Annotated in this window: 13 protein-coding genes and 1 pseudogene; 3 read left to right on the top strand and 11 right to left on the bottom strand. The window is 37.6% G+C overall.

Going from position 1 to position 25,125, the window contains the following annotated elements; all coding sequences use genetic code 11:
* Positions 1 to 122 precede the first annotated feature (122 nt).
* The 4 genes from ESV85_RS10785 to ESV85_RS10770 all read right to left on the bottom strand — a co-directional run bounded on the left by ESV85_RS10785 (position 123) and on the right by ESV85_RS10770 (position 11,755).
* Positions 123 to 1,157, bottom strand: coding sequence for a PD-(D/E)XK nuclease family protein (locus tag ESV85_RS10785; protein ID WP_146917460.1), 1,035 nt, complete (start codon positions 1,155 to 1,157; stop codon positions 123 to 125).
* Positions 1,154 to 7,192 carry a DEAD/DEAH box helicase gene (locus ESV85_RS10780; RefSeq protein WP_146917459.1) on the bottom strand — a complete coding sequence of 2,013 codons (6,039 nt, stop codon included), beginning with the start codon at positions 7,190 to 7,192 and terminating at the stop codon, positions 1,154 to 1,156. The genes ESV85_RS10785 and ESV85_RS10780 overlap by 4 nt, the downstream gene beginning before the upstream one ends.
* A 12-nt stretch (positions 7,193 to 7,204) precedes the next feature.
* The gene (locus tag ESV85_RS10775) at positions 7,205 to 10,060 is read right to left on the bottom strand and encodes a hypothetical protein (RefSeq protein WP_146917457.1); all 2,856 of its coding nucleotides are present in this window, start codon (positions 10,058 to 10,060) and stop codon (positions 7,205 to 7,207) included.
* Positions 10,061 to 10,195: 135 nt separating this feature from the next.
* Positions 10,196 to 11,755 (bottom strand): DNA cytosine methyltransferase, encoded by a 1,560-nt coding sequence (locus tag ESV85_RS10770; RefSeq protein ID WP_146917456.1) that lies wholly within the window; start codon positions 11,753 to 11,755, stop codon positions 10,196 to 10,198.
* A 942-nt stretch (positions 11,756 to 12,697) separates the two neighbouring features.
* Here ESV85_RS10770 and ESV85_RS10765 point away from each other — a divergent pair.
* Positions 12,698 to 13,648 (top strand): NmrA/HSCARG family protein, encoded by a 951-nt coding sequence (locus ESV85_RS10765; protein WP_146917454.1) that lies wholly within the window; start codon positions 12,698 to 12,700, stop codon positions 13,646 to 13,648.
* A gap of 90 nt (positions 13,649 to 13,738) precedes the next feature.
* The gene (locus ESV85_RS10760; RefSeq protein ID WP_146917452.1) at positions 13,739 to 14,338 is read left to right on the top strand and encodes a c-type cytochrome; all 600 of its coding nucleotides are present in this window, start codon (positions 13,739 to 13,741) and stop codon (positions 14,336 to 14,338) included.
* Positions 14,339 to 14,700: 362 nt separating this feature from the next.
* On the opposite strand, the pseudogene ESV85_RS10755 reads toward ESV85_RS10760, so the two are convergent.
* The 4 genes and pseudogenes from ESV85_RS10755 to smc all read right to left on the bottom strand — a co-directional run bounded on the left by ESV85_RS10755 (position 14,701) and on the right by smc (position 21,604).
* Positions 14,701 to 15,623: pseudogene (locus tag ESV85_RS10755) on the bottom strand (KilA-N domain-containing protein).
* A 296-nt stretch (positions 15,624 to 15,919) separates the two neighbouring features.
* Positions 15,920 to 17,446 (bottom strand): M28 family peptidase, encoded by a 1,527-nt coding sequence (locus ESV85_RS10750; protein WP_146917450.1) that lies wholly within the window; start codon positions 17,444 to 17,446, stop codon positions 15,920 to 15,922.
* Between the two features lie 165 nt (positions 17,447 to 17,611).
* On the bottom strand, positions 17,612 to 17,902 hold the full coding sequence (locus tag ESV85_RS10745) for an ORF6N domain-containing protein (protein WP_146917448.1): 291 nt from the start codon (positions 17,900 to 17,902) through the stop codon (positions 17,612 to 17,614).
* Between the two features lie 162 nt (positions 17,903 to 18,064).
* Positions 18,065 to 21,604, bottom strand: a complete 3,540-nt coding sequence (gene smc / locus ESV85_RS10740) for a chromosome segregation protein SMC (RefSeq protein WP_146917446.1) — start codon at positions 21,602 to 21,604, stop codon at positions 18,065 to 18,067.
* Between the two features lie 566 nt (positions 21,605 to 22,170).
* Here smc and ESV85_RS10735 point away from each other — a divergent pair.
* A complete protein-coding gene (locus tag ESV85_RS10735) occupies positions 22,171 to 22,725 on the top strand; it encodes a hypothetical protein (RefSeq protein WP_146917444.1) in 555 nt (184 codons plus the stop codon).
* Between the two features lie 10 nt (positions 22,726 to 22,735).
* Here the strand turns inward: ESV85_RS10735 and ESV85_RS10730 are convergent, their stop codons facing one another.
* From ESV85_RS10730 to ESV85_RS10720, 3 genes are all read right to left on the bottom strand, one after another.
* Complete coding sequence (locus tag ESV85_RS10730; protein WP_146917442.1) at positions 22,736 to 23,047, bottom strand: helix-turn-helix domain-containing protein; 312 nt, start codon at positions 23,045 to 23,047, stop codon at positions 22,736 to 22,738.
* 4 nt (positions 23,048 to 23,051) lie between these two features.
* The gene (locus ESV85_RS10725) at positions 23,052 to 23,384 is read right to left on the bottom strand and encodes a type II toxin-antitoxin system RelE/ParE family toxin (RefSeq protein ID WP_146917440.1); all 333 of its coding nucleotides are present in this window, start codon (positions 23,382 to 23,384) and stop codon (positions 23,052 to 23,054) included.
* 134 nt (positions 23,385 to 23,518) lie between these two features.
* Positions 23,519 to 25,123 carry a hypothetical protein gene (locus ESV85_RS10720; RefSeq protein ID WP_146917438.1) on the bottom strand — a complete coding sequence of 535 codons (1,605 nt, stop codon included), beginning with the start codon at positions 25,121 to 25,123 and terminating at the stop codon, positions 23,519 to 23,521.
* Between the last annotated feature and the right edge of the window lie 2 nt (positions 25,124 to 25,125).

Raw genomic sequence — 25,125 nt, 5'->3', positions numbered from 1 at the left:
TAATTTGGGGAGGAGGAATTACAAATTCCTGAAGAATAAAAAAGCGTAGTTTATAACTATGTTTAGTCCAACTGGAGATTATACTACCCCCAGAAAGTGAAAAAATGACAATTAGGTTTTATTTAAATTATATAAACCTGAGATTGTTTTTTCCAATAGTAGGTATTATTTGAATTAGATTTGGACAAGTTACAGATTAATACTTTCTTTTTTCCAACTCCTCTTATCTCCAATTCCGTATTAGGCGGAATGCCCCACAAATAGAAATCATGAAAACGAATTCCATTATTTGTTGAAATTATTTCATCAGGAGTTTCTATTATCACCGCATAGGGAACGTTATTTGCGTCCAAATAACTTAGGAAGCTATGGCATTTGGGTTTAAACAGACAAAACTTACAATTTGACTCACTGGGACTTCCTAAAAGGTCAATACTATTCGAATCAACATAGTTGTTTATTTCATCAATTGATGCTTTTGCCTCGTAATAGAAATTCTCATATTCTTCATTTGAAAAGTTAATAGGTTCAGTTCGCTGACCATTCACTTGTTGAAGTATAAGGTTAATTCTAGGAGCACTAATTTTCTTTTTCTTCATTACTAAAAATCCATATGCTTTCAGCTGAATCTTATACTCATCTTTTATAACATACTGGTTACCCTGTTTTTTATAAATTGGTCCTGTTTTAAAGTCAATTAACCTGCTGTAGCCATCCTTTACATAAACTGAATCAGGCTTACCCTTAAGGACTCCATACTTAAAAGACTGTTCAACATAAAACCCCTCTCCCTTTTTTGAATTTTTATTGGGTGCAGGTTCCTTTGCAGATTTAAGAATTATTTTTTTGGTTTGACCTTTTTTGATTGAATAGTATGGAGCCCAAAACTCAATAGGAGAATAAATAAGATTTAATTCGTTCTTGAAATATTGAGCACTCGCTTTAGCCAGTTCTTCTTTCCAATGCTTTTCGAAGCTTTGATCATCCAATTTTTTACTGGATGCTATTTCATACATTTTATGAATCAAATTACCTAATACCGTAGATGGGTGATCTGAATAACCTTTCTCTCCATATTGCTTGTAATGCAAAAGCTTAAGTCTACACGTTTTCAGCATAGCTATTTGGCTTGGGCTTATGGTTTCAATCTTCTTCAATCTTGAGCGGATTTATTTCTGATCCAGCTAATGAAAGTTGAGTAGCTAGTACTCAATTGCCTCTCTAGGTTGAAAGTGTCAATGAAGAATATATTTTCTGGGTTTAAATTTTGGTCAACAATGAATTTTTGAAGAATATTTTCTTCTGGCCAATGTGATCCTGTTGCCCAAAATGGATGCACAATACAGATAGCAAATTCTAATCCCTGATCTTCGAACCTAATCATTGGAATCCGAGAGTTGTCAATAATCAATCGACTATTCTTTTCTTCTGGAAGAATATCAATCAATGATTTAGACAGTCGTTCAGCTATTTCTGGCCAATCTGCTATATCGATATACTCATCGAATTTTCCATCAAGACCAACGACGTAATTCTCATCCTTCATTAGTCTTAAAAGGCTTACAGCCAGTCGCCAATCAAGAATACCATGATAATTAAGGTTCCGATAGTTTTTTAGGTCTTCGTAAGATGCAGTCGCACAATTTTTGGCATGCTTCTCATTGATAAAACTCTTTGCAAACTTATGTTTCGGATCATCAGTAGGATCCGTGCACATTTCTAGAAAGAAATCTAAATTATCGGCTAGGTGCTTAACAAACCCAGACCCATTGGATAGTTCATCTGCTAAGATGATTCTCCCAGTGGACCTATCGGAACCGTCATTGATGTTTCTTTGAATTATCGCAGCAACTTCTATTTCCTCTGGGGAGACATCCAGATTATCAGCAAGAGTCCTTTGGAGTAAAAAGGCAGCTGAGTAAAAAGCTCCTTTGGAGGCTATAGCTTGCATGCCATGAGTAAAAGGATTTATTTCTAATTGACCACTAAGTTTTGCTAGAGAAATTCTAAATGTGTTCGTTGTTTTGCTAGCCCCTAAACTGTATTTATTCCAGTTTGGAAGATTGTCTGGATATTTTTCATTGATATCCTGCAAAAAACTTCCTCTAACTGCATCTTTCCATTTATCTCCAAGAAGAGAAGGTAATTCTACACATATTATCGAACCATCATCTTGCTTAACATATTTTCTCTGATCCGAAAAATGAGTACCTATCTCCTTAAAAGCATACTCTTCTTTATTGTTGTGGTTAATTCTCCATGTTCTATTTTGGACAGATAACCCTTTGATTGCATTTTTAAACTTTTTTTCAGATGCTTCATCAATCATTTCTGAAAAGACTGGCGCTTTTGAAGTTCTCACAATTTGATCTACTTCTCTGTCTTGAGGCTCTAAATGCCAATCTGTTCTAAAAGCATTTGGTGTTACCACTAAAAAAGCATCTTCACCCGGTTCTTTTATCTCTTCCTTATTATCATCCAATTCATATTCTTTTGTTCTAATGATATTGTTATTCTCATTGATAAATACCCATTCTTTGGATGAAATTGGATCTCCAAAACTATCAAAGGCATATCGGCCATTTTCAGCATAATTTTTTCTGATACCAGAAAATGATGAGCAGAGACCAATACTTGTGAAAATAGATTTGTCCTTCGATTTTTGAGCACCTGGAGCAAATTCGAAAATAGCCATATCCAAAGATCTACTTATAGTTTGAGCTTTATATTCATCGCCGATTCTTATAAATCCGGTAATGAGCTCTCTCTGTCTTGTGGGCATGCCTGTCATTGGTAACAAACCATCTTCCGCCAGGGCCTCTGCTAAATCATTGCTTTTAGGATTTGCAATTGTGTTCTGTATTCGATCAGTAAATATCTTCCGTAGAAACGCCTCCTGAAATAATCCATAGTCTTGTTGAACTATTTCGCCATTTTTATAAAGACAGCTAGTCAGACTGTCCCAAATTGGTTTGAAGTTCCCCTCATCCTCTATCCAATTAGACAGAGTGTCTATTGCATTTGTTCTGATGAAATCCTCTACGTTTCCAAACTCACCATGAACACCACTGGTTGGATCGTTTGTAGTCCATGTTGGATTTTGTGAAAAGAAACTTCGCAAAAGTGCTTTTGAGAGCATTCTGTATAAAATTTCCTTTTGATCCTGACTCAGGAAAGGGACTGGTGACAAATCTCCTGTGATTCTATGAAGATTTCTAAAGTAGTATTCGTCGTGACTTCTACCTCTGCAGAAAGTAAGAGCTAAACTGAACGCTTGACCTGCTCGACCTGCTCGACCAACCCTTTGTTGGTAATTAAATCGTTGTGGTGGCATGTTTCCTTGATAAACTGCTTGCAATGAGCCAATGTCAATTCCTACTTCAAGTGTTGTGGTTACACTCAGCATATCGATCGCATACAATTCAGGATGACTCTCATTTATCTCTTCATTAAAATGTCTTTGCCTTTCTAATTGGTTGTCCGTTTGACCTGTAAGCTCTTCACTTCTAAAACGAAATGGCTTTTCATTGCTATTTAGGATTCCATCAATTAAGAAATTCTGTTCATTACTTTCTTCTTCTATAAGATTATCAGAGTAACAAAAGACACATACTCCAGCAGAAGAATGTAGATGCACTTGACCACAATCCTGACATTTATGAATTTTGTGATCATCATTGGCATACTTAATCGCAAGATTTTCTAATCTCAAAATGGAATTTGGATGATGTTGCCGAACTGCATTAATTAATGCATCACCAATGGTTTGTTCCTCTATGTTATGCTTTTGGGATAGAGCCCGAATATATCTTCTTACTTTGTTTTTAGGAGGCTTTTGACCAGAGTTTCCTCTGTACCCTGTAGGAATAGGATTTTCATTATTGTATGTGTCCCAACTGTTTAAGTCAAAAACAAAATCCGAAGGAATGACTCTGTAGTTGGTACCCAGTAATCGGATAAAACTGTTGACAGCATCAATAAAAGGAAAGTCTTCAAACCCTTTAGGTATCTTGATTTTCGTCTTTAATGTTGCATGTCCTATTCCCGAAGACTCCATCCCAAAATAGAGTTTTCCAAATAAAAATGAGTTGATTCCTTTCAATAAAGGTTTCTTAAAATCATCTAAACATTCTTTCTTTTTATCAGGAGTTATTCCATTGTAACCTTTAAATGCAAACGAATCCCAATCAAAAAAATCTTTCCAATTATGATCATCAATTTCTTGCATTGAAGCTGAAGGACCAGCAGGATTCATATTTAGTCGGATCAAGTCATTTAGTAGCGAGTCACTAAGTCTATCTACTTCATATACTTTTTCCTTAACTAATTCCAAATATTCTTGAGCTCCCAGAATCTCATCTGGAGTAGCATAATCATCCTTTATAACTCGAATTTTCTCGCGAATCACATTTGCTGAACTACCTATTTCTATCGCTAACTGCTTAAAGTTGTCAGTTTCTTTTCTTTCATCATGATTCACGAGTTCGCTTAACTTTTGAAGCAGATCCCTTTTATTAATGATGAACTGTCTGACTAATTCTTGATAGTGCTCATGTTCAATGTCGCTTGAGAAAACAGCCGCATCCTCTCTACTGTCAGAAAAACTTACAAGTTTTCTCGGCTTTGACTTACTATAAGTTAGATTAGTGAACAGGGACTTTCCAAGTATTTGATTCGTCTTGGCAAAACCTGATCTGAACCCTCTTACTGGGGATTTCCTTGCCTTTCTTGTTGTATAATCAGAAGCACAATGAGGGCAAGTAAATGGCATGGCACTTTTCGGTTTGTCATTTCTTTCGGTAGGTGCATAGAAGAAGCCACTTACATCTTTTTGGCTTAAATGATCCTTTATTTGACCTGTACTAACAGAGATGGCTGCCTTCTTCCAATTATCCAAGTCATTAATAGTTTCATCATCAGCTATTCTTTTTTTTGGCCAAAAAACCCCATACTCTTGACATGATCTATAATCAATTTGGCTTTCCGTCGATTCATTTGGTGCTTTCTGTAGGTCTTTATCGTTTGATATTAATTCTCCAAAATAACCTTGGTCTCTTTGTTCAAGGGGCGCTTCCATAAAATTTCCGCCTACGAAACCAGTACCGCAGTTTTCGCAGTAAAGAGCATCAAAAACTTTTTTCCCTTTTTCATTGATAGATAGCTTTGGTAAAAGGCTATCGAAAGGATTCTGGTTTTCATTTTCTGAAATATCACCAGCAGGATCATCTTTTAAGGTACACCATACTCCTTCAACGTTTCTAATAAAAAGGTGAAATCGAAATCTCGGTAACGTCGTTCTAACACGGTATTTAGTTTTGTTCAGAGATGAATCAAATAGTCCTCTGACATAGAACAATCCTCTTACAGCTGTCGCTCGATCTTCATCCTCTTTATTCAGATGACCGAATAGTGATTTGGAAACTGAATAGAAGGGGGCACGTTCATTTTCTGCGGGCTCATGAGAAGGGATAGCCCTACTTCTGGCCTTTTTATCATCTTTTTCTTGAATTTTAAAGATTGAAGAAAGTAAAGATTGCATATGACTAGTATTCATAGACATTAGTAAATGCTCAAACCCATCTTTTGATGGCTCTTTACCCATCAATTTCTCCGCACAATTTTTCAACTTTTCGAACTCACCTTCACTTGGTTCGTCTCCATTCAATCGTTCAGCGATTTCGCCAAGTATTTTAAATGCTTCAAAAGCTTTATCATCTAATTTTCCCTCAACAGCAGCAACGTCCTTTACCTCACCGGGAATAACTTCCATATCTTCTTTAAGACCAAAAAATCCTTTTAAAAAGGATTGACTATCCTCAAATGCTTGAGTTCCTTTTTCTCCTTCAAGCGATGCACTTGAGGCTAAAAACTTAACCTGATCAGAATTAGCACTCAAACCCAATTTATGCAGTAAAATTCTTATGAGATATGCATTTTCTGTACCAGCAGTTCCTCGATATAAGTGTAATTCATCTATGATTACATGAAAAATTCTATTATTTTTTTCATTTTCACGTTCATCTCCTGGTAAATCCTTGCATTCTAACCAATCACGGGTCTTCTGAAAAATAGGTTCATCAACATCACGCATCATCATGATACTGAGCATAGAGAAGTTGGTAATGAGAATGTCAGGAGGAGTTTGTTGAATATCAAAACGACTCCTCACTTCAGCCCCATCTAGTCGTTGATACTTTGCATATTTTTCAGGTATAGATTTTTTAAATTCCTCTAATTCTACCCTTAATGAGTTTTTTGTCTCCTTATTAGGTTCATTTGAAATGGCCTTTTCAAACTTCTCAATTCTTGCATTCACACTATCTCTTACTGCCTGAAATTGATTACCGATCTCACTTAAAGTTGAGGCTAATTCGTTCCATTTATAAGTATTCTTTTCAAGTTCTCCATTCTTCTCTCTATGAAGATTTCCTGCAATAGGAGACTCGCCATTATATCTACCGAAATAAATTCTATGACCGTTCAATGCATCATCACAGTATTCCCGAACTTCATCAGAATCTAAGGCTAGTCTTAATCTTGATAATTGATCTTCCACCAATGCATTCATTGGGTAGATAATCATTGCTCTCATTGCTGCAGGTTTTTGACAATTATTACGTTGCAAAACTGCGCTACTAAGGCTTGAAAAGGTCCTACCTCTCATCGATTTTAACTCTACTTCACCTACACCCAACCCAGGAGTTTGGGGCCCTCTAGGATTAACACTTTCCGACTGATTGGTATACTTTTCAAGATCTTTTATCAGATAAGCAAATAGCGGCAGTAAAAATGACTCTGTTTTACCAGAACCTGTACCTGAAGTAATTACGCAATTTTTCCCAGCAGTCGCTTTTTGGAGCATTTGTAGCTGATGTAGATACAATGGGAAATCTCCCGGGAAGAGTCCTTTTTTCACAAACTCTTTAAATGTCTTCAGTTCTGCTGGAGTGAAATACCCATTGATATCCTCTGAAGCAAGCTCTTTACTCGCATCTGCATTAGCGATATAGCTTGATGAAGATTTATAATCTGGAATTGGCTCCACCCAGGGTTGTTGGTACAAGACACCTGATTGGTGGAGAAGCTTTCTTCTGGCCTCATTGAATTCTTCGAATCGCGTACCAAATGCAGTCTCAATATATGATATGTAACGATCTCGTATGTTTGTAAAAGTACCAATTGGGTCTATCATGTTATTCTCCTTTTAAACTGTTATTTCTTCAATTTCTTGCTCGAGCTTTTCACTTATAATGTTAAGAAATTTTATATGGACTCCTTCATATTTACTGTAAGCCTTTTTACCTATAAATTCTGTAGAAGGTAATTTCGCTTTCAATAACACCAAACACTTGTTTATCCAATAGGGCAGCTTGACTGGTCCGAATGGAACCAATAAATCAAAATGCTCTTCGTTAACTTTTCTTTTGAGTAGAATGCTTTTGTTTTTTAATGCTAGCAGGCTAAATAAACAAAGTTGGTAATTTGGGAGAACATAGCTTTCTCCATTGATTCTATAAACATACCAAAAGGTGAACCCGCCAGAATCTTTATAGCGAACAAGCATAGGATCATTTCCAAATTCTAGTATTTTTTTTGTAGTTGCCTCCCACTTGAGTGAATCAACATTGAATATTTCTTTTTTATGGTCATCCCTTATTTCTTCTTTCCCTTTCAGTTTAAATCTTGTTAGTGAAAAATAATTATCTCTGAATTTTAAAACGGAATGCTGATACAAGAGACATTTAAGTTGATAGATTTTGCTGTTATGGATCGAAGAAATGTATTTACCGTCTATAGGATAATCTAATTCATTCCAATCTATTTTTAAATGACTTACAACCCTCTCTATATGACTATATTCACCATGAATAAAAATTGATTGTGGTAAAAAATCATGGTTCTGAATTTCGAGATATACTTTTACAGGTACTCCATCTACTTTACGTATTGTTTTCAGATGGTTGACAAGCCTAGCATCTCTAAAGCCAGATAAAAAAGCTCTAACTCCATCTTCAGACTGTGTAAATAATAACGTTGGAGGAGGGGTTGTAATCAATTTGCTTTCTGAATCAAAATCCAAGTATCCTAAATCTCTCCAATTTTCTAATAAATAGAACAAACTTGAATTCTCAGGTTTTTCCAAATATTCTGGAAAAAATTCTTCAAGTTTATCTTTAACATAACTCCATTTAGTTTCCTTTCCTCCCAGAAAAGCAAGAAGTTTATTTCCTAATGATTCTTCATTAAAGTCATTTTCACTGAATGATTTATAAGAATTCTGCTCTTTAAAAAAGACAAAGAATGTATTATTCTTATTAGCTAGTGATTGAGTTTCCTTATCAAGATGAATATCTGCAAAGTCACTATAAATATTACTAGTTCCTTCGTGCTTTCCATCTTTATCTTTTGAAGCTCTTGTTAAATTAGTCGCATCAATAACATCCAAATTTGAATAGCAATATTTTGGAGACCTAACACCTTGGGTATTATCTATAATTCTAAAATCCACATCTTTAGAAAATTCGATCGGTAAGATAAATTTGTTGTCCTGATCTGAGAGTGGTTCCAATTTGATTTTCACCTGATGTTCCTCTGTTATTGCAAAAAGTTCGGGACATCCTATTGGTCCTGTGTATTCAAAATAATAAGGGTACCCATCAACAATCTTTTTCCTTCTATCAAGCAAAAACTCGCCCATCAAAGATATTTTGCCAAGCCCTTTAACACCCAATAATAACTGAACCTTGGTAAACTGCTCCTCACTGAGATTTGGTGAAAATTCAAATAATCTAATTCCTTCATCATCAAAGGCCCTAATGAATTTTGACCCCTCTATTTCAGTTATATTTTCATCAACAGTCATCAGGTAAAAACTATTACGATTTGTATTATGAAAGTTTTCTTCTTCCAAGAAAAAGTTAGAACTATGATAATAGAAAAATCGATTCTTTTTCTCCTTAAAACTAGGTAAAGACGAAATTTCTGGCCCCAAAAAAACATCCAACATCTTGGACTTTAAATCTTCTATATGTTTTTTGTTCAACTCACCTATTATAAGTGAATTAGAAGTTTTAATTGATTTAATTGTAAGAATGTCTTTACCAACTTTTAATTGTTCTCCTAAGCTCTGATCATGTTGCTTTTCATCGTGGTAAGCGGCAACTAATTGGAATGTTTTTTTACCTGTAAAAGTATCTGATATTATTTTAATACCTAGTTTAACTTCATTTGGTGTCTCTGAAATTTTTACTTCTGATAGGAACTGTTCATTGATGTCCCAACTAAAATTTTTAAATTCATTAATAAAATAATCTTCTACAAAACTTCTATAGTTATCGTCTTTACTCAATAGGTTATTTATTCCCTTTCGTAAGTTTGGTTTCGAATAGGAATTAAATATTGAGATTAATTCATCATCACCTACTATAATTTCACCATTTGATTGTATTAATTGGTCTTTTTCAAAACCTCCTAAAATTAGCCTTGCAATAGTTAATTTTTCCTCCTCTAATGTGATAGGGATTTGACTATAAAGTGTCCCAACATAAAGCCATGCCCCAGAAGGGTAAATATTTTGAAAATAAAAATTTGAATCAAATTTGTGAAGATCTTCAAGTAAGTCTAATATTAATAACCCATCTTTTGAGCCTAATTTCGGCATTTCAAGAATCTTGTTTATTCCACTCCAGTATGATGAATCGTTTTGACGAACTTCCAAAATTAGGAAGAATAAATATGCTAAATAAGGAGGGGGGTAATTTGGGTCTATAATCCACAAACGAGCCTGATTACTTCTTGAATAATATAATTTATTATTTCTCCATGATGTTTTTAACCAGTAAGCTATTTCAATAATATTAAAACCTTCATCATAATGATATCTTTCTGTATCTAATGGCCCATTCTTTATAGCTGTTTTAAAATTTATAAATGCAGTTTCACTATCCTCTTGAGAGATTTCACTTAGAATTCGACGTGAAGCGGTTAAAATTATTATATAATTAGTGTTTTTATTAAAGAAAAAATCGAATATTTTATTATTCCATTCAAAATAATTCATCATAGCAATTATAAAGATTTATGATTCATTAAAAATTTTAAATAATATTTAACTTTGATTGATTTGTTATATATTAAAAACTATATTACTTTTTTTATTTTTCCAAATTTTGAAAAAAAATATTTTCAGGTTTTTCTATCCATTATTTTCAATTTTTGTTAACAATAAACTAATGTGTCTTCCAAGACTAAGAGCTAATTTTGGAGGAACTGCATTACCAACTTGAGTGTATTGAGGTACTTCAAACCTTCTATTATTACCTCCTGTAGTTTCTTTCCCTTTGAAAATGAACCAGTCTGGAAAACTTTGAATTCTTGCCATCTCTCTAACTGTAAGTACTCGACTTTCAAAAAGTGAATAATGACAAATATCATCTGGTATTGTAAGTTGAGCAGGTGACGGTAGTGCTTGAATAAGTGCACGTTGCGAGTGTTTTTTACTTAAACTAACACTCTTGAAAAACTTCTCAAATATTATTTGAGATTCAAATATCTTATTGAATTCTTTGACTGAAGATTGTAAACTAGTATAAAGCTTTTTTATTTCTTCTTCTGTAATATGCAAATCCCCCTTTTTCTTCCTGAAAATGGAATCTCTTAATCCATTTGCATAATTTAGAGTTTGATAAAATAAAAATCTGTTTTTAATCTTTTCGGTATGATTTCTATGATTATGGTTGTGCAAATCTTTGTGCGTGAATAAGTCAGTTTCGAAAAGATCATTTATATCTTTAACGTATTTTGACTTTTCTTGTACTCCTTTTAGTGATAAGTCATCTATTGACTCTTGTACTGAAATCCATTTCTTTTTTTCAAATGTCGTAGGTTTAGGTAAAATAATTCCATCGAATAATTCATTGTTTTTTTCTATATCATAATAGTCTAAATCTTTAAGATTTAAATTCTCGAAATCAGAATGTACCTTTTTAAAAAAAGTAGAAACTTTTAATAAGACTTCATTATTAGGAAAATTATCCATCATTTTATTGAAAACATCAGCTCTAAAAGCAAGCATTATATACCTAGGCCTGTTTTGCGCTACGCCAAAGTACTTTGAATTAAGCAGCATACATACCGGTGCAAATCCCTTAAGCGCAAATGCTTTAGCTACTTCGAACCAAGCATAGAACTTACTGTCCCCTTGTTTAAATGCGGATAGTATTCCTTTTACATTCTCCAGAAGAACAACTTTAGGTTGGATAGTTTCGCAGATTTCAGCAAAGTCAAGAGGAAGTCTATTTTTATAATTATTCAATTGTCTTTTACCAGCTAAACTAAAACTTTGACAAGGAGGTCCGCCTGATACTAAGTCTAGATTTCCATTGTAAGGATTTTTAATTTTATGCTTAATAAATTTATTTCGAAGATGTCGTACATCACCAACTAACAAACTCCCATTTAAATCACTCAAATCAGACTTAAATTCAAGCTCACAATTTTCTTCAATATCATGAGATAATAAGTTCTCACGAAGTCTTTTTTCGTATTCATCTATAGAGTAACGAGAATGAATCCATTGTACTTTTTTGTTTGGTTTAGAAATGTCTATTCCTAATAAATTATGAGCAAATGTATCACTTGCCATAGGAGAAACTTCATTGGCAAATAACAATGAAAAACCAGCAGTTTCCATTCCTATTGCCATTCCACCGCATCCAGCAAATAATTCAATATGTTTCCTGCTCTTTTTTAACATTTTGATAAGTGATGTATATTCTATGTTTTTTTTATCAAAAAAATACCCTGTACAGGGTATTTTTAGTTGATTGACATTAATTGCCTGAGTTTTTATGCCAACTTCCTCAAACTCGCTAGAACCACTCTCGAAACACCCGCCTCAAACATCGTAATCCCGTAGATAATATCCGTGCTGGCTAGGATGAGCTTATTGTGCGCAATGATGATAAGTCAACTTTCTTTTCTAATAGCTTAAAGATATATGGAAACCCAAAAACTAAAGCTCCATTCATCAGAAAATCTAGTCATTAGTTTCGATATCAAATACTTTCTCTCAGATTGATCCCTAAACCCACTCCCTTAAATCCACCAGTACCACTCTGGGAATTCCCGCTTCAATCATGGTAATCCATCGTACCGAAAGCTAGCTTCACAGGTAAATAGGTAAGATTTAGAAAATGAGGTATTTAAATACGCTAGTTAGGATGGAGAACCGTCAATTTTTTTCTTTCTTGCAACAAGCTTTTAGCATAAGAAAACCAACCAACTTTTATCGTCCTTCTGGACATACCTCCAGAAGTAGTAGGTATTATTTTATAAACTAATTAATAGAAGAGCTCTGCTCTCACTATCCTGATTGTAAAGGCAAAAGAGACTGCCCTTCAGCGTATTACCACATCGAAAGCTAGAGTAAAGTGGCAATGTCAAATTGTATCCTATTTGTTTGATGGATATATGCCCGGCTTTGTAATGGATTGCAAAAATACCGAACCATCGGAAAAGGATTAGGAAGGCTTTATGTTGGCTTTTTAAATGCGAAAGTAATTGCTGAATCATGGTTCGTATCGAAGTAAGATGCTAACTGCCAATACCAAAGAATAAACAGTGGAGACCAGCTACCACTCAAAAAAACGGGCCAAAACCTATAGGCTTTATGGGTAAGAATAACTTTTAATTACTAATGGAAAAATCTAAAATCATTACAGTATTTGGTGCCACAGGGGCACAGGGCGGAGGGCTTGTAAGAGCTATTTTATCCGATACCAACTCAGAATTCAAGGTAAGGGCTGTTACCAGAAATGCTAATTCTGAAAAAGCAAAAGCTTTGGCACATTTAGGTGCCGAAATAGTAGAAGCAGATATTGATGATGCTGCTAGCATTAAAAAAGCTGTGGAAGGAGCTTATGGAGCCTTCTTTGTTACTTTTTTCTGGGAACATTTTTCAGCCGAAAAGGAATATCAAGAAGTATCTGATTTCGCCAAGGCTGCCAAGGAAGCAAATTTGAAGCATGTCATTTGGTCAACTCTGGAAGATACCAGAAACTGGGTGCCCTTGGATGACGACAGAATGCCTACGCTACAAGGCAAATACAAAGTGCCCCATTTTGATGGAAAAGGTGCTGCAGATAAACTCTTGGTGGAAGCTGGCTTACCGGTTACATTATTAAGAACTTCCTTTTTCTGGGATAATTTTATCCATTTTGGAATGGGTCCACAAAAAGGGGAGGATGGAAATTACTACATCGCATTCCCAATGGATGACCAGAAATTAGCAGGTATGGCTGCAGAAGATATAGGCAAATGTGCCTATGGGCTATTCAAAAAAGGCAATGGATCTATTGGGGAAATGATAGGTATTGTGGGCGAAAAGTTAAGTGGTGGTGAAATGGCTGCAAAACTTTCAAAAGCCTTGGATATCAATGTGATTTATAATAATGTAAGCCCAGAGACTTACCGCAGTTTTGGCTTCCCGGGAGCTGATGACTTGGGCAATATGTTCCAGTTTAAAAGAGATTTTAATGAGGATTTTAACGCGGTACGTAGCGAAGAATTGTCTAAGGAGCTGAATCCGGAATTGCAAAACTTTGACAAATGGCTTTCTTTAAATGCTTCAAGCATTCCGATAGATTAACCCCCTTATAAAATCAAAGACTGTCAAATACTTCTAAAAAAAGGGAGTGTAATGGAATAGCCATGTCAGTTCCATACAATAATCCAAAAAATGAAAAAAACACAAAAAACAAAGCTTCCAATTTTATTAGTACTAGCGATCACCTTTGCTTATTTGAGTACGTCTTGCTCAACTAAACAAGAAAACAATGAGGAAAGCTATGTAGCAGAATCGGAAGATGATGTTGTGAAAAAAGGCCAGTACTTAATAGCAATTATGGGATGCAATGACTGCCACTCTCCTAAAAGAATGGGAGCAAACGGACCAGAAATAATTCCCGAATTAATGTTGTCTGGTTATCCGGCAGATCGACCAATTTTAAAGTTTGACGATCCTTTGATTAAAGAAGGTTTCGCTATGTTTTATCCCGATCTGACAGCTGCTGCTGGACCCTGGGGCGTTTCCTTTGCCGGTAATTTAACACCTGATGAAACCGGAACTGGGAATTGGACAGAAGCGCAATTCAAAAAAGCAATCACAGAAGGTAAATTTAAAGGATTGGAAAATGAGCGAATGCTGTTACCCCCAATGCCATGGTTTAACTTTGTTAGTTTGACCGACGAGGATGTCCACGCCATGTTTATGTACTTAAAAAGTATTAAGCCTGTTAGCAACTTAGTACCAGCTCCAATCTCTCCAGATAATATGTAATGGTAACGTATTAGTATTTTGAGAAAAAACATCAATTAACTAGCCCAATTCATTTTATAAAGCCATGGATTGGGCAGATAGGAGATACCTCATTTCATAGAGCAGCAACCCAACTTCCGAGAGCGAAAAGTATAGGGAGTTGGGTTGAACTGAGGTTAAATAGCTACTTTCAAAACAAGTTAATCCTTCATTTAGCACCTTCGCTAAGTAAATAGGTAGGGAAAGTGGATTACAGCAACTCCCTTAAATCCACCGGAACCACTCTGGAAACTCCCGCCTCAATCATCGTGATGCCGTTAGCTATTATAGGTGCTGGCTAGGATGTGCTAGTGGTGGTTGAGGATAATAGATCAATTCAAAACTTATTTGTTTAATTGATTAAGTGCTTTTTTATGCTGAACCAGAGATTTCATCTGTGTAATCGCCAACTGGTTAAGCTGGATCAATCGTTCAGATTGGATGAGTTCCTGATGGATCAGTAAGGCATTGGTGCTCTCCATGTTGGATAAAACTACCAGTTGCTCAATGGTAGCATAGTCTCTAATATTTCCTTTGAGATCGGGATTTGCATCACGCCATTGTTTAGCAGTCATTCCGAAAAGAGCCATGTTTAGTACATCAGCTTCATTAGCATAGATGATTGAGCTTTGTTTGGCGCTTACTTTTTGAGGGATTAGGTTTTCCTTGATCGCGTCAGTATGAATGTGGTAGTTTACTTTGGCAAGTGTTCTTTGGAAGTCCCAATTTAACTTCAAGCGATTATTTTCATGTGTTTATAACTTGTTTTTTAATTGCCACATGGAATCTCGCATGCAAAATATTCATTCCTAAGGTTTATACTTGAGTCATGCTCGATTTCATCTTCTTTTAGACGTTGAAACTCCTTAATGATATAAAGTTTGAATTCAATTGATATCCAAGCGGCAAATTCAAATGCGATGTCTTTATGAGCAAAAGTTCCCCCATATCTACCAGATTTTGAGATTATTCCTATTGCGTTGGTAGATTCAATCCATTTTTTCGGAGTAAGTACGAAGCTGTTGAGCCCAGCTTGCTTTCTAAACCCGTCGAATTCGACGGGTTTAAAATTAGGGTTATACATTTTTTCCCAAAAGCCCAGAAGTTCTATTGTATTTCTGTTTCGCAACCAGTTTTTAATAATATCATCGGTATTAGCACCGTCTTTATGCCTTGCAATATCAGTTAAGGAAAGATAGTCTTCAGAATGACCTTTAAAAATTGTAATCTCCGTTCCTTGCACATTTATTTTCTTTCCTTTTGCCATAAAAAATTGGGTTAAACTAGAGTCAGGATAAGTACTTAAAGAATAAAGATAACGAAACTGCATTAAACCAACTATCTCAGATTTATTCATATAATCCTAAAATACCCTGCTTCGTTACAGTTCAGTTAGTTTGATAAACGCTTCGAAAACAATGCGTTAGATCTTACTGCCAAAGCTCGATCTTTCTATTACTCTGAATTCGGGTTAAATTGATTCCCTGTGTTTCAGTGTTGAATCCAAGGATGTAGTATCATTTCGATTCAACTTTAGCAATAAACATTGAGCCCATTCCGACTCTAGGGGTTAACCGGCCTTAGTTTGCTGTCAGGTTTCCATGCTGGTGCAACTGTGCCATTGGCCACCTTTTCTACGAGTTCATAAAAAAACGTGTTGAACTTTGCTGCTGCAGCCCAGTCGATCTTTTGCTCAAGATCATCCTTTGGGGTGTGATAGCCTTCACGATACCATTGTCTGTAAATGCGTTCGCTCTCAGATCCAGGCTCAAAGCCAAAGACAAAATTGATGGCGGGAATTCCCGCTTGGATAAAGCTCCATTGATCAGAGCGCCGGATCAGTCCACGTATGGGTTCGGGATCATTCTGTACCTTAATCTGCATACTCGCCGCCACAGCAGTCGCATCGTCTCCAAGGGTAGTTTCATCTAATGCATGAACGGTCAATAGCTCCAAGGGAAATAGCGGACGGAGTTGATCCAGGTTTATGTTTGCGGCGATGCTTTCTTTGGGCACAGGAAGGTGTTGCACCATATAGCGTGAGCCAAGCAATCCTTTCTCTTCACCCGTCACGATTGCAAAAATTACCGGTCTTTTAAATCCTTTACCAGCTCGCCGTTCTGCCAATTGAATGAGCAGCGCTACATAAGCGGCATCATCCAGCGTGCCATTATACAAACTATCTCCATCGACAGCTTCGCCATATCCATAGCCATCTAGGTGTGCAGTGAGAACAATTGCCTGATTGGCAAGACTAGGATCCGTTCCTGGCAGGAGGCCAATGATGTTTGGGGATTGTAACGTACGGCTAGCTAATGTAAAACTCGCAGTCAGACGGTCGGGTACTTCAAAAACGGGTAGTGGCTTGCCCTGACTGCCCAAATCAATCAGTTCTTTTGCGTTTTGTCCACTGCCTTCGATGATTTTGTCTAATGCATCAGTACCAGCATTGATACTGAAGGTTGGTAGCGTTGGTGGGGAAGGACTAGCATCTGCCAGCCTAACGCTTCGACTGTAGGCAAAGGGCCATCTTGGGGGCTCTATGGTAAAACCGGGATCTGCTATGAAGATGATTCCCAAGGCACCGCCTTCGCTCATGTTTTTTATCCGGTCGGAATTGCTAGGTAGTTCTTCACGCCTTGTCGCATGACAGATCACCAACTTGTCCTTCACCAGACTTGTGCTTGTTGAATCACAGTAGCCACAGTAGATAATCGGTGCTTCGACTATTTCGGAGGCGCTTCCAGGCGAGCCTGTAATATCATGCAAGAATCTTAGCTCGCGTCCACCTACCGTGATTGTAGCCTGAGTGATCGCTACTTCTTCCATCGGTACCTCCTGAAACCAGGTGCCATTGTCACCCAGCGGTTCGAGTCCTGCAGCAGCGAATCGCTCCGCAACCACAGCCGCAGCTCGTTCATAGCCAGGAGAGCCCGTATCCCGTCCTTCCATCTCATCGCTGGAAAGTACAGTGGTGGTTTCCCACCAAGCTTGGGTGTCTTCATCGAGTGAAGGAGAAGTGTCAGTTGGTTTATTACATCCTGAGAAGAGTAAGACAAGTAGGAGAAAGGAGGGGAGAAGGGAGCGCATATAATAAAGGGTTTCGATTAAGATAGGGGGATTTTTTTGAATATTGTCTAAAATGAATGGGCTACAGAATTGGGCTAAAGCCCGTTTAACTATGGTCATTCAATTCAATATGAATGGGCTAAAGCCGCATTCCTATTCAATTGGATTACATTTGAAATATCATTTTTACTTTGCTACTCCTTGTTCAGTAAATACAAATGGAGGTCTTCTTAATCCCATTTTGTCATTATTGGAGATCACAGTTTGTGACCTCCAATTTTCAAATTCTTCATCATTTAATTGAAATCTGAATGAATTTGGGAATCGGTTTAGGTTCCTTTTGACAGCCTGGTTTAATGCTCTGGTTTCAACCTTATATAATTCGGCCAAATCTCGGTCAATCATTACCTGAAGACCACGAATCGTAAAAATCCGATTTTCGATTTCTTGGTTAGAAAGGAGAAGGTCTTTGCTCATGATTTGAAAAATTAAAAAAGTTAATCCAGACTAAAATAAGCACTTTTGTAGAGTGTAATGATATTAGAATCGAATCTCTTGTGAATACTCCTAATTGAATTCTACCTTAAGAATGAATTTCGAAAAATCTCTAATATCTTTTCACTAATCTCCCTTCTCTATTTAAGCCAACTCCCTTAAATCCACCGGAACTACCCTAGAAACTCCTGCCTCAATCATCGTAATTCCGTAAATAATATCCGTGCTGGCCATGGTGCGCTTATTATGCGTCACGATGATAAACTGGGATTCTGCACTGAACTTCTGTATGATGGTATTGAACTTATCAATATTAGCGTCATCCAGTGGCGCATCTACCTCATCAAAAATACAGAAAGGCGCAGGCTTCAGAAGGTAGATAGAAAAGAGTAGGGACGTGGCAGTCAGTGTCTTTTCTCCTCCGGAAAGCTGGTTGATACTTAGAGGACGCTTGCCCTTTGGCTTAGCCAAAATCTCTATAGCGGATTCCAGTGGATTGCTAGGATCCACCAAGGTCAAATCACAATCATCCTGCTCGGTGAAGAGTGAGCGGAATACCTTCACGAAGTTCTCCTTGATCTTGGCAAATGCATCCAAAAATGTCTCTTTGGCTACCTGGTCGATTTCCTTGATGGTAGTGAGTAGGGATTCCTTGGCTTTGATCAGGTCTTCTTTCTGAGTGGTGATAAAGTCATAGCGAACCTTGATCTCATCGTAGGCTTCCATGGCCATAGGGTTGATCGGTCCGATTTTATCAAGTTTCTCCTTTTGTCTGCTGACTAGCTCGCGCAATTTATCTTCAGCAAACTCCCTGAATTCGGCATCTATTTCAGGGTTTTCTTCCATCAGCTCGTCCAGATCCAGCTCAAGTTCCACGCTGAGTCTTTCCTTCATTCCTGCCATTTTCAGCTTGATCTCATTCACTGCGTTTTCCAGTTCATGAATCAGTTGATCGTAGCTTTCCTTGGATTTCTGAATACTTCTGATCTTTTGGTCAGTCTCATCTATAAATCCCCGTGAAGCATAATAGTCCTTCTCAGCTTCCTGCACGCCTTTTTCTATTCCTTCTTTCTCAGAATACAACTCGATCAGTTCATCATCCTTGACCTCGTTATTGTCCAGTAAGGATTTCACTTCCGTGTCAAGCGAGGAAAGTTCGGACTGGGATTTCCCAATACGCTCCTTTGAGCCCTCATAAGCAGTTTGCTTGAATTCTATTTCCTGATCCAAACTGCTCACCCGGTTTAGATGCTGGTGATAGAGAATGTTCTCGGCATTGAAAGCCTGAGACTTCTCAGTAAGCGAAGCCGATTCCTTCTCATAGGATTCGTTCAGCTCTTCGAGTTCATCATGCATGGCTTCGAACTCAGCTCGCTCATCAAAAAGCTGTGGCTGAATCTCAGTCAAGCTCTCCTCTATGGAAGCTATTCTATCGAGGATATCTTCACGCTTATTGGCATTGGAGCTCAGTAATTCTGCCAGTTGTTCCTTCTTGGTGCGCACGGATACAAAATCCTGATTGATGGCATTGATCTTATTCTGCCATTCCTCCAGCGTCTTTTTATAGCTGATTTCCTTCAGCTTCATCAGTTCAGACAGCTTATTATCCAGGTTGTTTCTAGTGCTGCTGACTTTTTTATTCAGGTCTTTTATTTCCTTGTCCAGCTTCTCCAGGTTCTTGGCTCTACCGATTCTTTTTCCTTCGAAAAGGCCTACCGAACCACCGGAAATACTGAATTTCCGCTTGGTGTATTTACCATTTTCAGAGATGAAAACAGCCTCAGTATCCTGCGGAAAATCCCTGTGCTCACCTTGTACTATATATACATTGTCCAGAATGAAGTTGATCAGACGGGAATACTTGACATCAAATTCTATGATCTCTGTTGCTGCTGTAGCATTTGCAAAAAGCTTGTTTTGACTAGGCTTGAATCGCTCAAAATGCTCCAACACAAAGAAATTGGCTTTGCCTCGTGCCGAATCACTCAAAAGTTGAATGGCTGAAATAGCTTGTGACTCCGTATCCACCACATAATAATTCATGTAGCTGTCCAGGTAATTCTCAATGGTAACCCTGAATTTTTCGGAGGTGGTCAGCAAATCGGATAGAAGAGGCATGTCCTTACCCCAACTTTGATTTTTCTTCAGGAATTTGATGGCTTCCGGAAAACCTTCCAGATTTTCCACCAGAGACTTGGTGAGGTTGTATTCGTTGGTTTTGGAATCGAGCTTACGGGAAGATTGAGTCAGTTCCTCACGGATCATTTCTATCACCCGATTGGTTTCTTCGATCTTCTGATCCAGATCTTCCTGCTTGGTTTTTAGCTCCTGATAGCCTTTGGTCGACTCATCAAGTTCGGCTTTGAGTGTAATTATTTTCTCCTCAAAATCCACCAAACTTGCTTCCTGAGAGGAATCATCACTAGAGGTGCGCTCCAGTTCCTGCTTTAGGGTAGACAGCTGAATCTGCTTGATCTCTATGTCCTTGCTCAGCTGATATACTTTCTCCTTGAGTGCTTCAAAATTATGATTGATCGTCTTCTGCGCCTGCTGCTTTTCGGCTTGTATTAGCTTCTGGCTTTCATAGGCTTCACGAAGTTCGGAAACGATCATTTCCTTCTCGGCAAGCATCTTTTCGGCAGATTCTTTTTCCTGCTGCAAGGAGCGTATACTGAAGCCTGCACGATCGTTTGACTTACGGTCAGCATCTATCTGCTCCCGCAGTTTTTGGGATCTATCTTCCAAAAATCTAAGACGCTCATTCTTGATTTTTTTCTCAGATTCAAAAGTTCGGATTTTATTGACGTGCTCATTGAGAGCCTTTTGACGGCTGGCAAGCAGTTTTTCTTTTAGGATTAACTCAGACTTCAATTGGCTGAGTAGGGCTTCCTGATCGGCTACCTGCGTTTGAAGTTGGAGTTTTTTATCACCTTCTTCCTGGATCTTAAGATTAGCTTCTATGAGTGACTTGCTGTATTTCTCTATGCTTTTTTTTGCCAGATTTATACTTGCGACTTTGTAATCTTTTTTGATCTCAAAGTAGTTAGAAGCTTGTTTTGCCTGCTTTTCCAGGCTTTTCAGATTCTTCTCTATTTCAAAAAGCACATCTTCCACCCGGTCCAGGTCATCGTCAGTATCCTGAAGTTTTCGGAGAGTTTCTCTCTTTCTATTTTTGAATTTGGAAATCCCCGCAGCTTCCTCAAACAATTCCCGGCGCGAGTTATTCTTGTCATTCAGTAGCTCATCGATCATTTTCAGTTCGATGATGGCATAGCTGTTAGAGTTGATCCCCGTATCCATGAAGAGATTCGTGATATCCTTCAGACGGCAGGTGACACCATTGATCTGATATTCGCTGTCACCGGATCTATAGTAGCGGCGGGTGATAGTTACGTAAGTGTACTCGGTAGGAAGTAGGTTTTTGGTGTTTTCAAAAGTCAGGGATACTTCGGCAAGATTGGAGGGTTTACGGTTTTTGGTCCCGTTGAAAATCACGTTCTCCATCTTGTCGGAGCGGAGCATACGGGTTTTCTGCTCGCCAAGAACCCAACGGATAGCATCGACCACATTGGATTTTCCGCAGCCATTTGGCCCAACTACACCAGTGATTCCCTTGTCGAAGTTAATCACCATTTTATCCCCAAAACTCTTAAACCCTTTGATCTCCAGCTTACTGAGCAGCATTCTTTTGAATTTGTCTTAATTAATGAAACAAAATAAGATCATTTGCGCCATTGTCCAAGGAATTGGGGGTTAGAGTGATCAGTTTTCAGTTGGCAAGCAGTGGTTAAAGAATTTAAAGTTTAAAATGTTTTAATTAAAAATTAGTTGTTTGTTATTAGTAACAGTGATCAGAGTTCAGTCACAGTGTTCGGAATCAAGTAACAGTTTTTAGTTTGTCAGGCTGAGCACTTGAGAGACGAGAGTCTCGAAATTGAAGGGTTAGTAATTGCTCAATTCTCAAAATCATTTTTCAAGTTAATAAAGAACAAATTTCTTAATCATGCAAAGGTAGTGTTCGAAGTTCTAATTCGGCAACTCCCCCTTTTTTAAAGGGGGCAGGGGGATTTCTGGAAATTGATGTAAGTTTTTCAGTAGGAATTAAAAGATTCGGAAAAATAATCAATTCTCAAATTCAATGGACAATTATTAAGTAGACAAACAATCAGTTTGAGCTCTCTGCGCTATCCTTTGCGTACTCTGCGGTTAAAAAATATGTTTTACTTAACGAAATGATTTAACTTACCCCTGTGGATTTAGGAAATATAGTTTATATCGTCGCCGTTTTGGCCTATTTTATCTATCAGGCTACCAAAGGCAAGAAGAAAAATCAGGGTGGAGAGTCTGAGGAAATGTCTGGTGCTCCAGAGCAAAAGTCTGTTTCTTTTGAGGATCTGATGCGGGAAATCCGTGATGCCCAAAAGCCAAAACAGGTAGCTCCAGAAAAGCCTAGAGTGCAACCTGCCCCTGTAGTACAACCCAAAGAAGTGGTTTATGAGCGAGCTGGAGATATAGCATCACGTCCTGAATGGAGAGCTGATCCTGCTCCAGCTGTCAAAAGGTTTCCAACCCGAAAAATTGAGGAAGACGATGATGAGATTCAACATTATCAAGGTGCTTTTGAGAAAGTGAAATCTGATCTAACCAGGACTTCCAAGGGTATTCCAGATATTCCTTCCTTCAAGGAAATCTCTGTAGAATCTTCGGACTCTGGGAAGAGCCGTTACGGGCGTATGTTGAAAAATCCACAGTCTATCAAGGATGCTGTTGTACTAAAGGAGATTTTGGATAGGAAGCAGTTTTAGTAATTGATAATCAAACTACTTCAACTTTTTTATTCAGCATCTCAATATTGATATTTACTTTGGCCTCAAGTGCTTTGAAAACCTTTAGCACTGTATCTAGTGTGATATTTCCAGTATTATTTTCCAATCTAGAAATTTGAGATTTTTTTACTCCGACGAGATCCCCAAGTTCCTCTTGAGTTAGTTTTCGCTGTTTCCTAGCTTTTTGTATCATGTCACCAATAAGCTCAAGTTGTAGCTCAGTCTCATATTGATCACGTTCGAAACTCCCTGCTAATCCAATTAATTCATCTTTTGCCTGATCAAGTGTATAAGTTTTCATAATCTTATTCATTCAAATACTGTTGCCTAATACGATTTGCTTTATCAAAATCCTTTTTGTCTACTTTATCCGTTTTCTTAACAAATCCATGGGTTGCCATCACCAATGTTTTCTTATTATCTCTCTTGTCCCAAAATGCGAGCAGGCGGTATTGCAATCCTGCATAAACCGTTCTAAACTCCCAGATGTCACCCGCCAATTTTTTAAATAATTTTGGATCTGTTTGATGACTTGCTCGTTCAATATTTTGAAAGATTTTATTTCTTGGCTTTTCTCCTACTTGCTTAAGAAATATCATCACATCTTCTAGCAATATGGTTTCAAATCGCTTAATCATAAAATCTTATAAAAAGCCAAAAAGTTTCATTAAATGTAAACAATTTGAATTTATCAAATCTAGAATTAAGTGGAGAATTTTTTAATGTCTCAGAATTTTGGACGATGCTTAAATATTTTTTTGGTTAAATAGGTCTAGTTTATTTCAGGTATGGTAGATTTAACATAGATCTGTTTCCAAATAACTCCCTCATTTTTTTCTTCGCTTAGCACATATCCTAGCTCTTTCAGCTTACTCAATACCGCATCAATTTCCTCCTGCTCTTGTGGGTAGGCATGCTGATAATAGGTATAAAGGAGGAGCTTAACCGTATCCGTTTTTGCATTCTCCCAAGTCAGCAAACTGTCCAAGCCATGGAGCTTTTCTTGGGTAATTTTATCTTTGGGGAATAGTACTTGTTCGCTAAATTCAAGGAAGTTATTTGTAAGTAAAAATGATTGATTTTTAGTGGATTGTGATTCACTACTTAAAGTTTCGATCATTGAGGAATACTGCTTCAGATTCTTCTGATAAGGAACAGCCAGCAAGGCTGGAGCAAGAAGAATAGCCGCGCTGATAATAGCTTGGAATTTGAATCGGTAAGCATATACAGCGCCTACCAATGCGAGCTGAAAACCAGCCATTTTCCAATCCAGTTGTACCAGGCTAAATGCAGCACCGAGACTTAGTAATCCCATCATCCAAAGTCTAGCTCTAATGGATGTTTGCCATTTTTTCCAGCCAAGTGCAATCAGCAAGCAAAGAAGGGGAACTAGGATAATCAGATGTCGTGGATTGAGGTAAATGGGATTATAGAAATCCAGTGTGGAAGTCATAAACCAGAAGCCAATCAACAAGCAGAGAAATGCTAGGGAGAATTCAAAAGCTGGTGTTTTCCTTGACTTCAGACCTAGTACTATTCCTGGCAGTGCAAAGACTATCAAGGCCCAGTAAGACCGCTCTACAAAGGTGATGATGGGTAAAATAGTGAGCCTTCTTACCATGGACCAAAGACTTTTGTCTGCGTAGGTGAATTCGGATATGTAATGCCCCGCATTGATGGAGCTGACCCGATGAAGAGGATCACCGAACTTGATCCAGAAATAACTTAGGTAAGCTGCAGAAAGTAAGATTCCCGTCGCCAGTATAGCCAGATAAAATGAGTAAGTGACATCTTTCCTCTTCCAATCGAAATAGAATAACAGGACGGGGAAAGGTGCCAGTAATACTATGGTTTCTTTCGTTAGAAAACCAGCAAACAAAGCGACTACTAACACTATTCCAGCTAGTATAGGTTTGTTTTTTCTATAAACGGAAGCAATAGGAACCAGACAAGTCCATAGAACTAACAAGCTGTCTGGGTAGACTTTGGTGAGGAAATGAAGGAAGTATACCTGCGTACAAAACCATAAAACCAATACCCAAGCAGGTAAAGATTTCGGGAGGATTTTCACTAATAGTAAGAGCGTGGCAACATAGCTCAGCAGAGAAATAAGGGAAATCCTATGTGCATCAAAACCAATCAAATATCCAATCAATCCTGATGGCACATAAGCCCCCCAGCGACTGGAAAAATGGTAATCATTAACCTCCATAGTTCCTTCCCAAAACTTTTGTCCAGCAAGTAAATAATAGACGTCGTCACTGAACGTAATGCCGTCGTAGCCAAAGTACCAGTAGGCTAGAAGGAAGAGAATACCAGCGATGAGAGCTGAAATTCTAGCTTGGGAAGAATTGAGATTGGGTACTTGGTGACTCATTA

Source organism: Algoriphagus aquimarinus, assembly GCF_007997215.1.
Lineage (GTDB): Bacteria > Bacteroidota > Bacteroidia > Cytophagales > Cyclobacteriaceae > Algoriphagus > Algoriphagus aquimarinus_A.
Note: the sequence above shows the minus strand (reverse complement) of the source record. Positions and strands in the feature narration are given on the sequence as shown.

Coding starts and splice junctions, on each gene's coding strand:
- ESV85_RS10775 (WP_146917457.1), bottom strand. CDS start 10,060: ATGAATTATTTTGAATGGAATAATAAAATATTCGATTTTTTCTTTAAT.
- ESV85_RS10745 (WP_146917448.1), bottom strand. CDS start 17,902: ATGAGCAAAGACCTTCTCCTTTCTAACCAAGAAATCGAAAATCGGATT.
- ESV85_RS10725 (WP_146917440.1), bottom strand. CDS start 23,384: ATGATTAAGCGATTTGAAACCATATTGCTAGAAGATGTGATGATATTT.
- ESV85_RS10770 (WP_146917456.1), bottom strand. CDS start 11,755: ATGTTAAAAAAGAGCAGGAAACATATTGAATTATTTGCTGGATGCGGT.
- ESV85_RS10765 (WP_146917454.1), top strand. CDS start 12,698: ATGGAAAAATCTAAAATCATTACAGTATTTGGTGCCACAGGGGCACAG.
- ESV85_RS10720 (WP_146917438.1), bottom strand. CDS start 25,123: ATGAGTCACCAAGTACCCAATCTCAATTCTTCCCAAGCTAGAATTTCA.
- ESV85_RS10780 (WP_146917459.1), bottom strand. CDS start 7,192: ATGATAGACCCAATTGGTACTTTTACAAACATACGAGATCGTTACATA.
- smc (WP_146917446.1), bottom strand. CDS start 21,604: ATGCTGCTCAGTAAGCTGGAGATCAAAGGGTTTAAGAGTTTTGGGGAT.
- ESV85_RS10760 (WP_146917452.1), top strand. CDS start 13,739: ATGAAAAAAACACAAAAAACAAAGCTTCCAATTTTATTAGTACTAGCG.
- ESV85_RS10750 (WP_146917450.1), bottom strand. CDS start 17,446: ATGCGCTCCCTTCTCCCCTCCTTTCTCCTACTTGTCTTACTCTTCTCA.
- ESV85_RS10730 (WP_146917442.1), bottom strand. CDS start 23,047: ATGAAAACTTATACACTTGATCAGGCAAAAGATGAATTAATTGGATTA.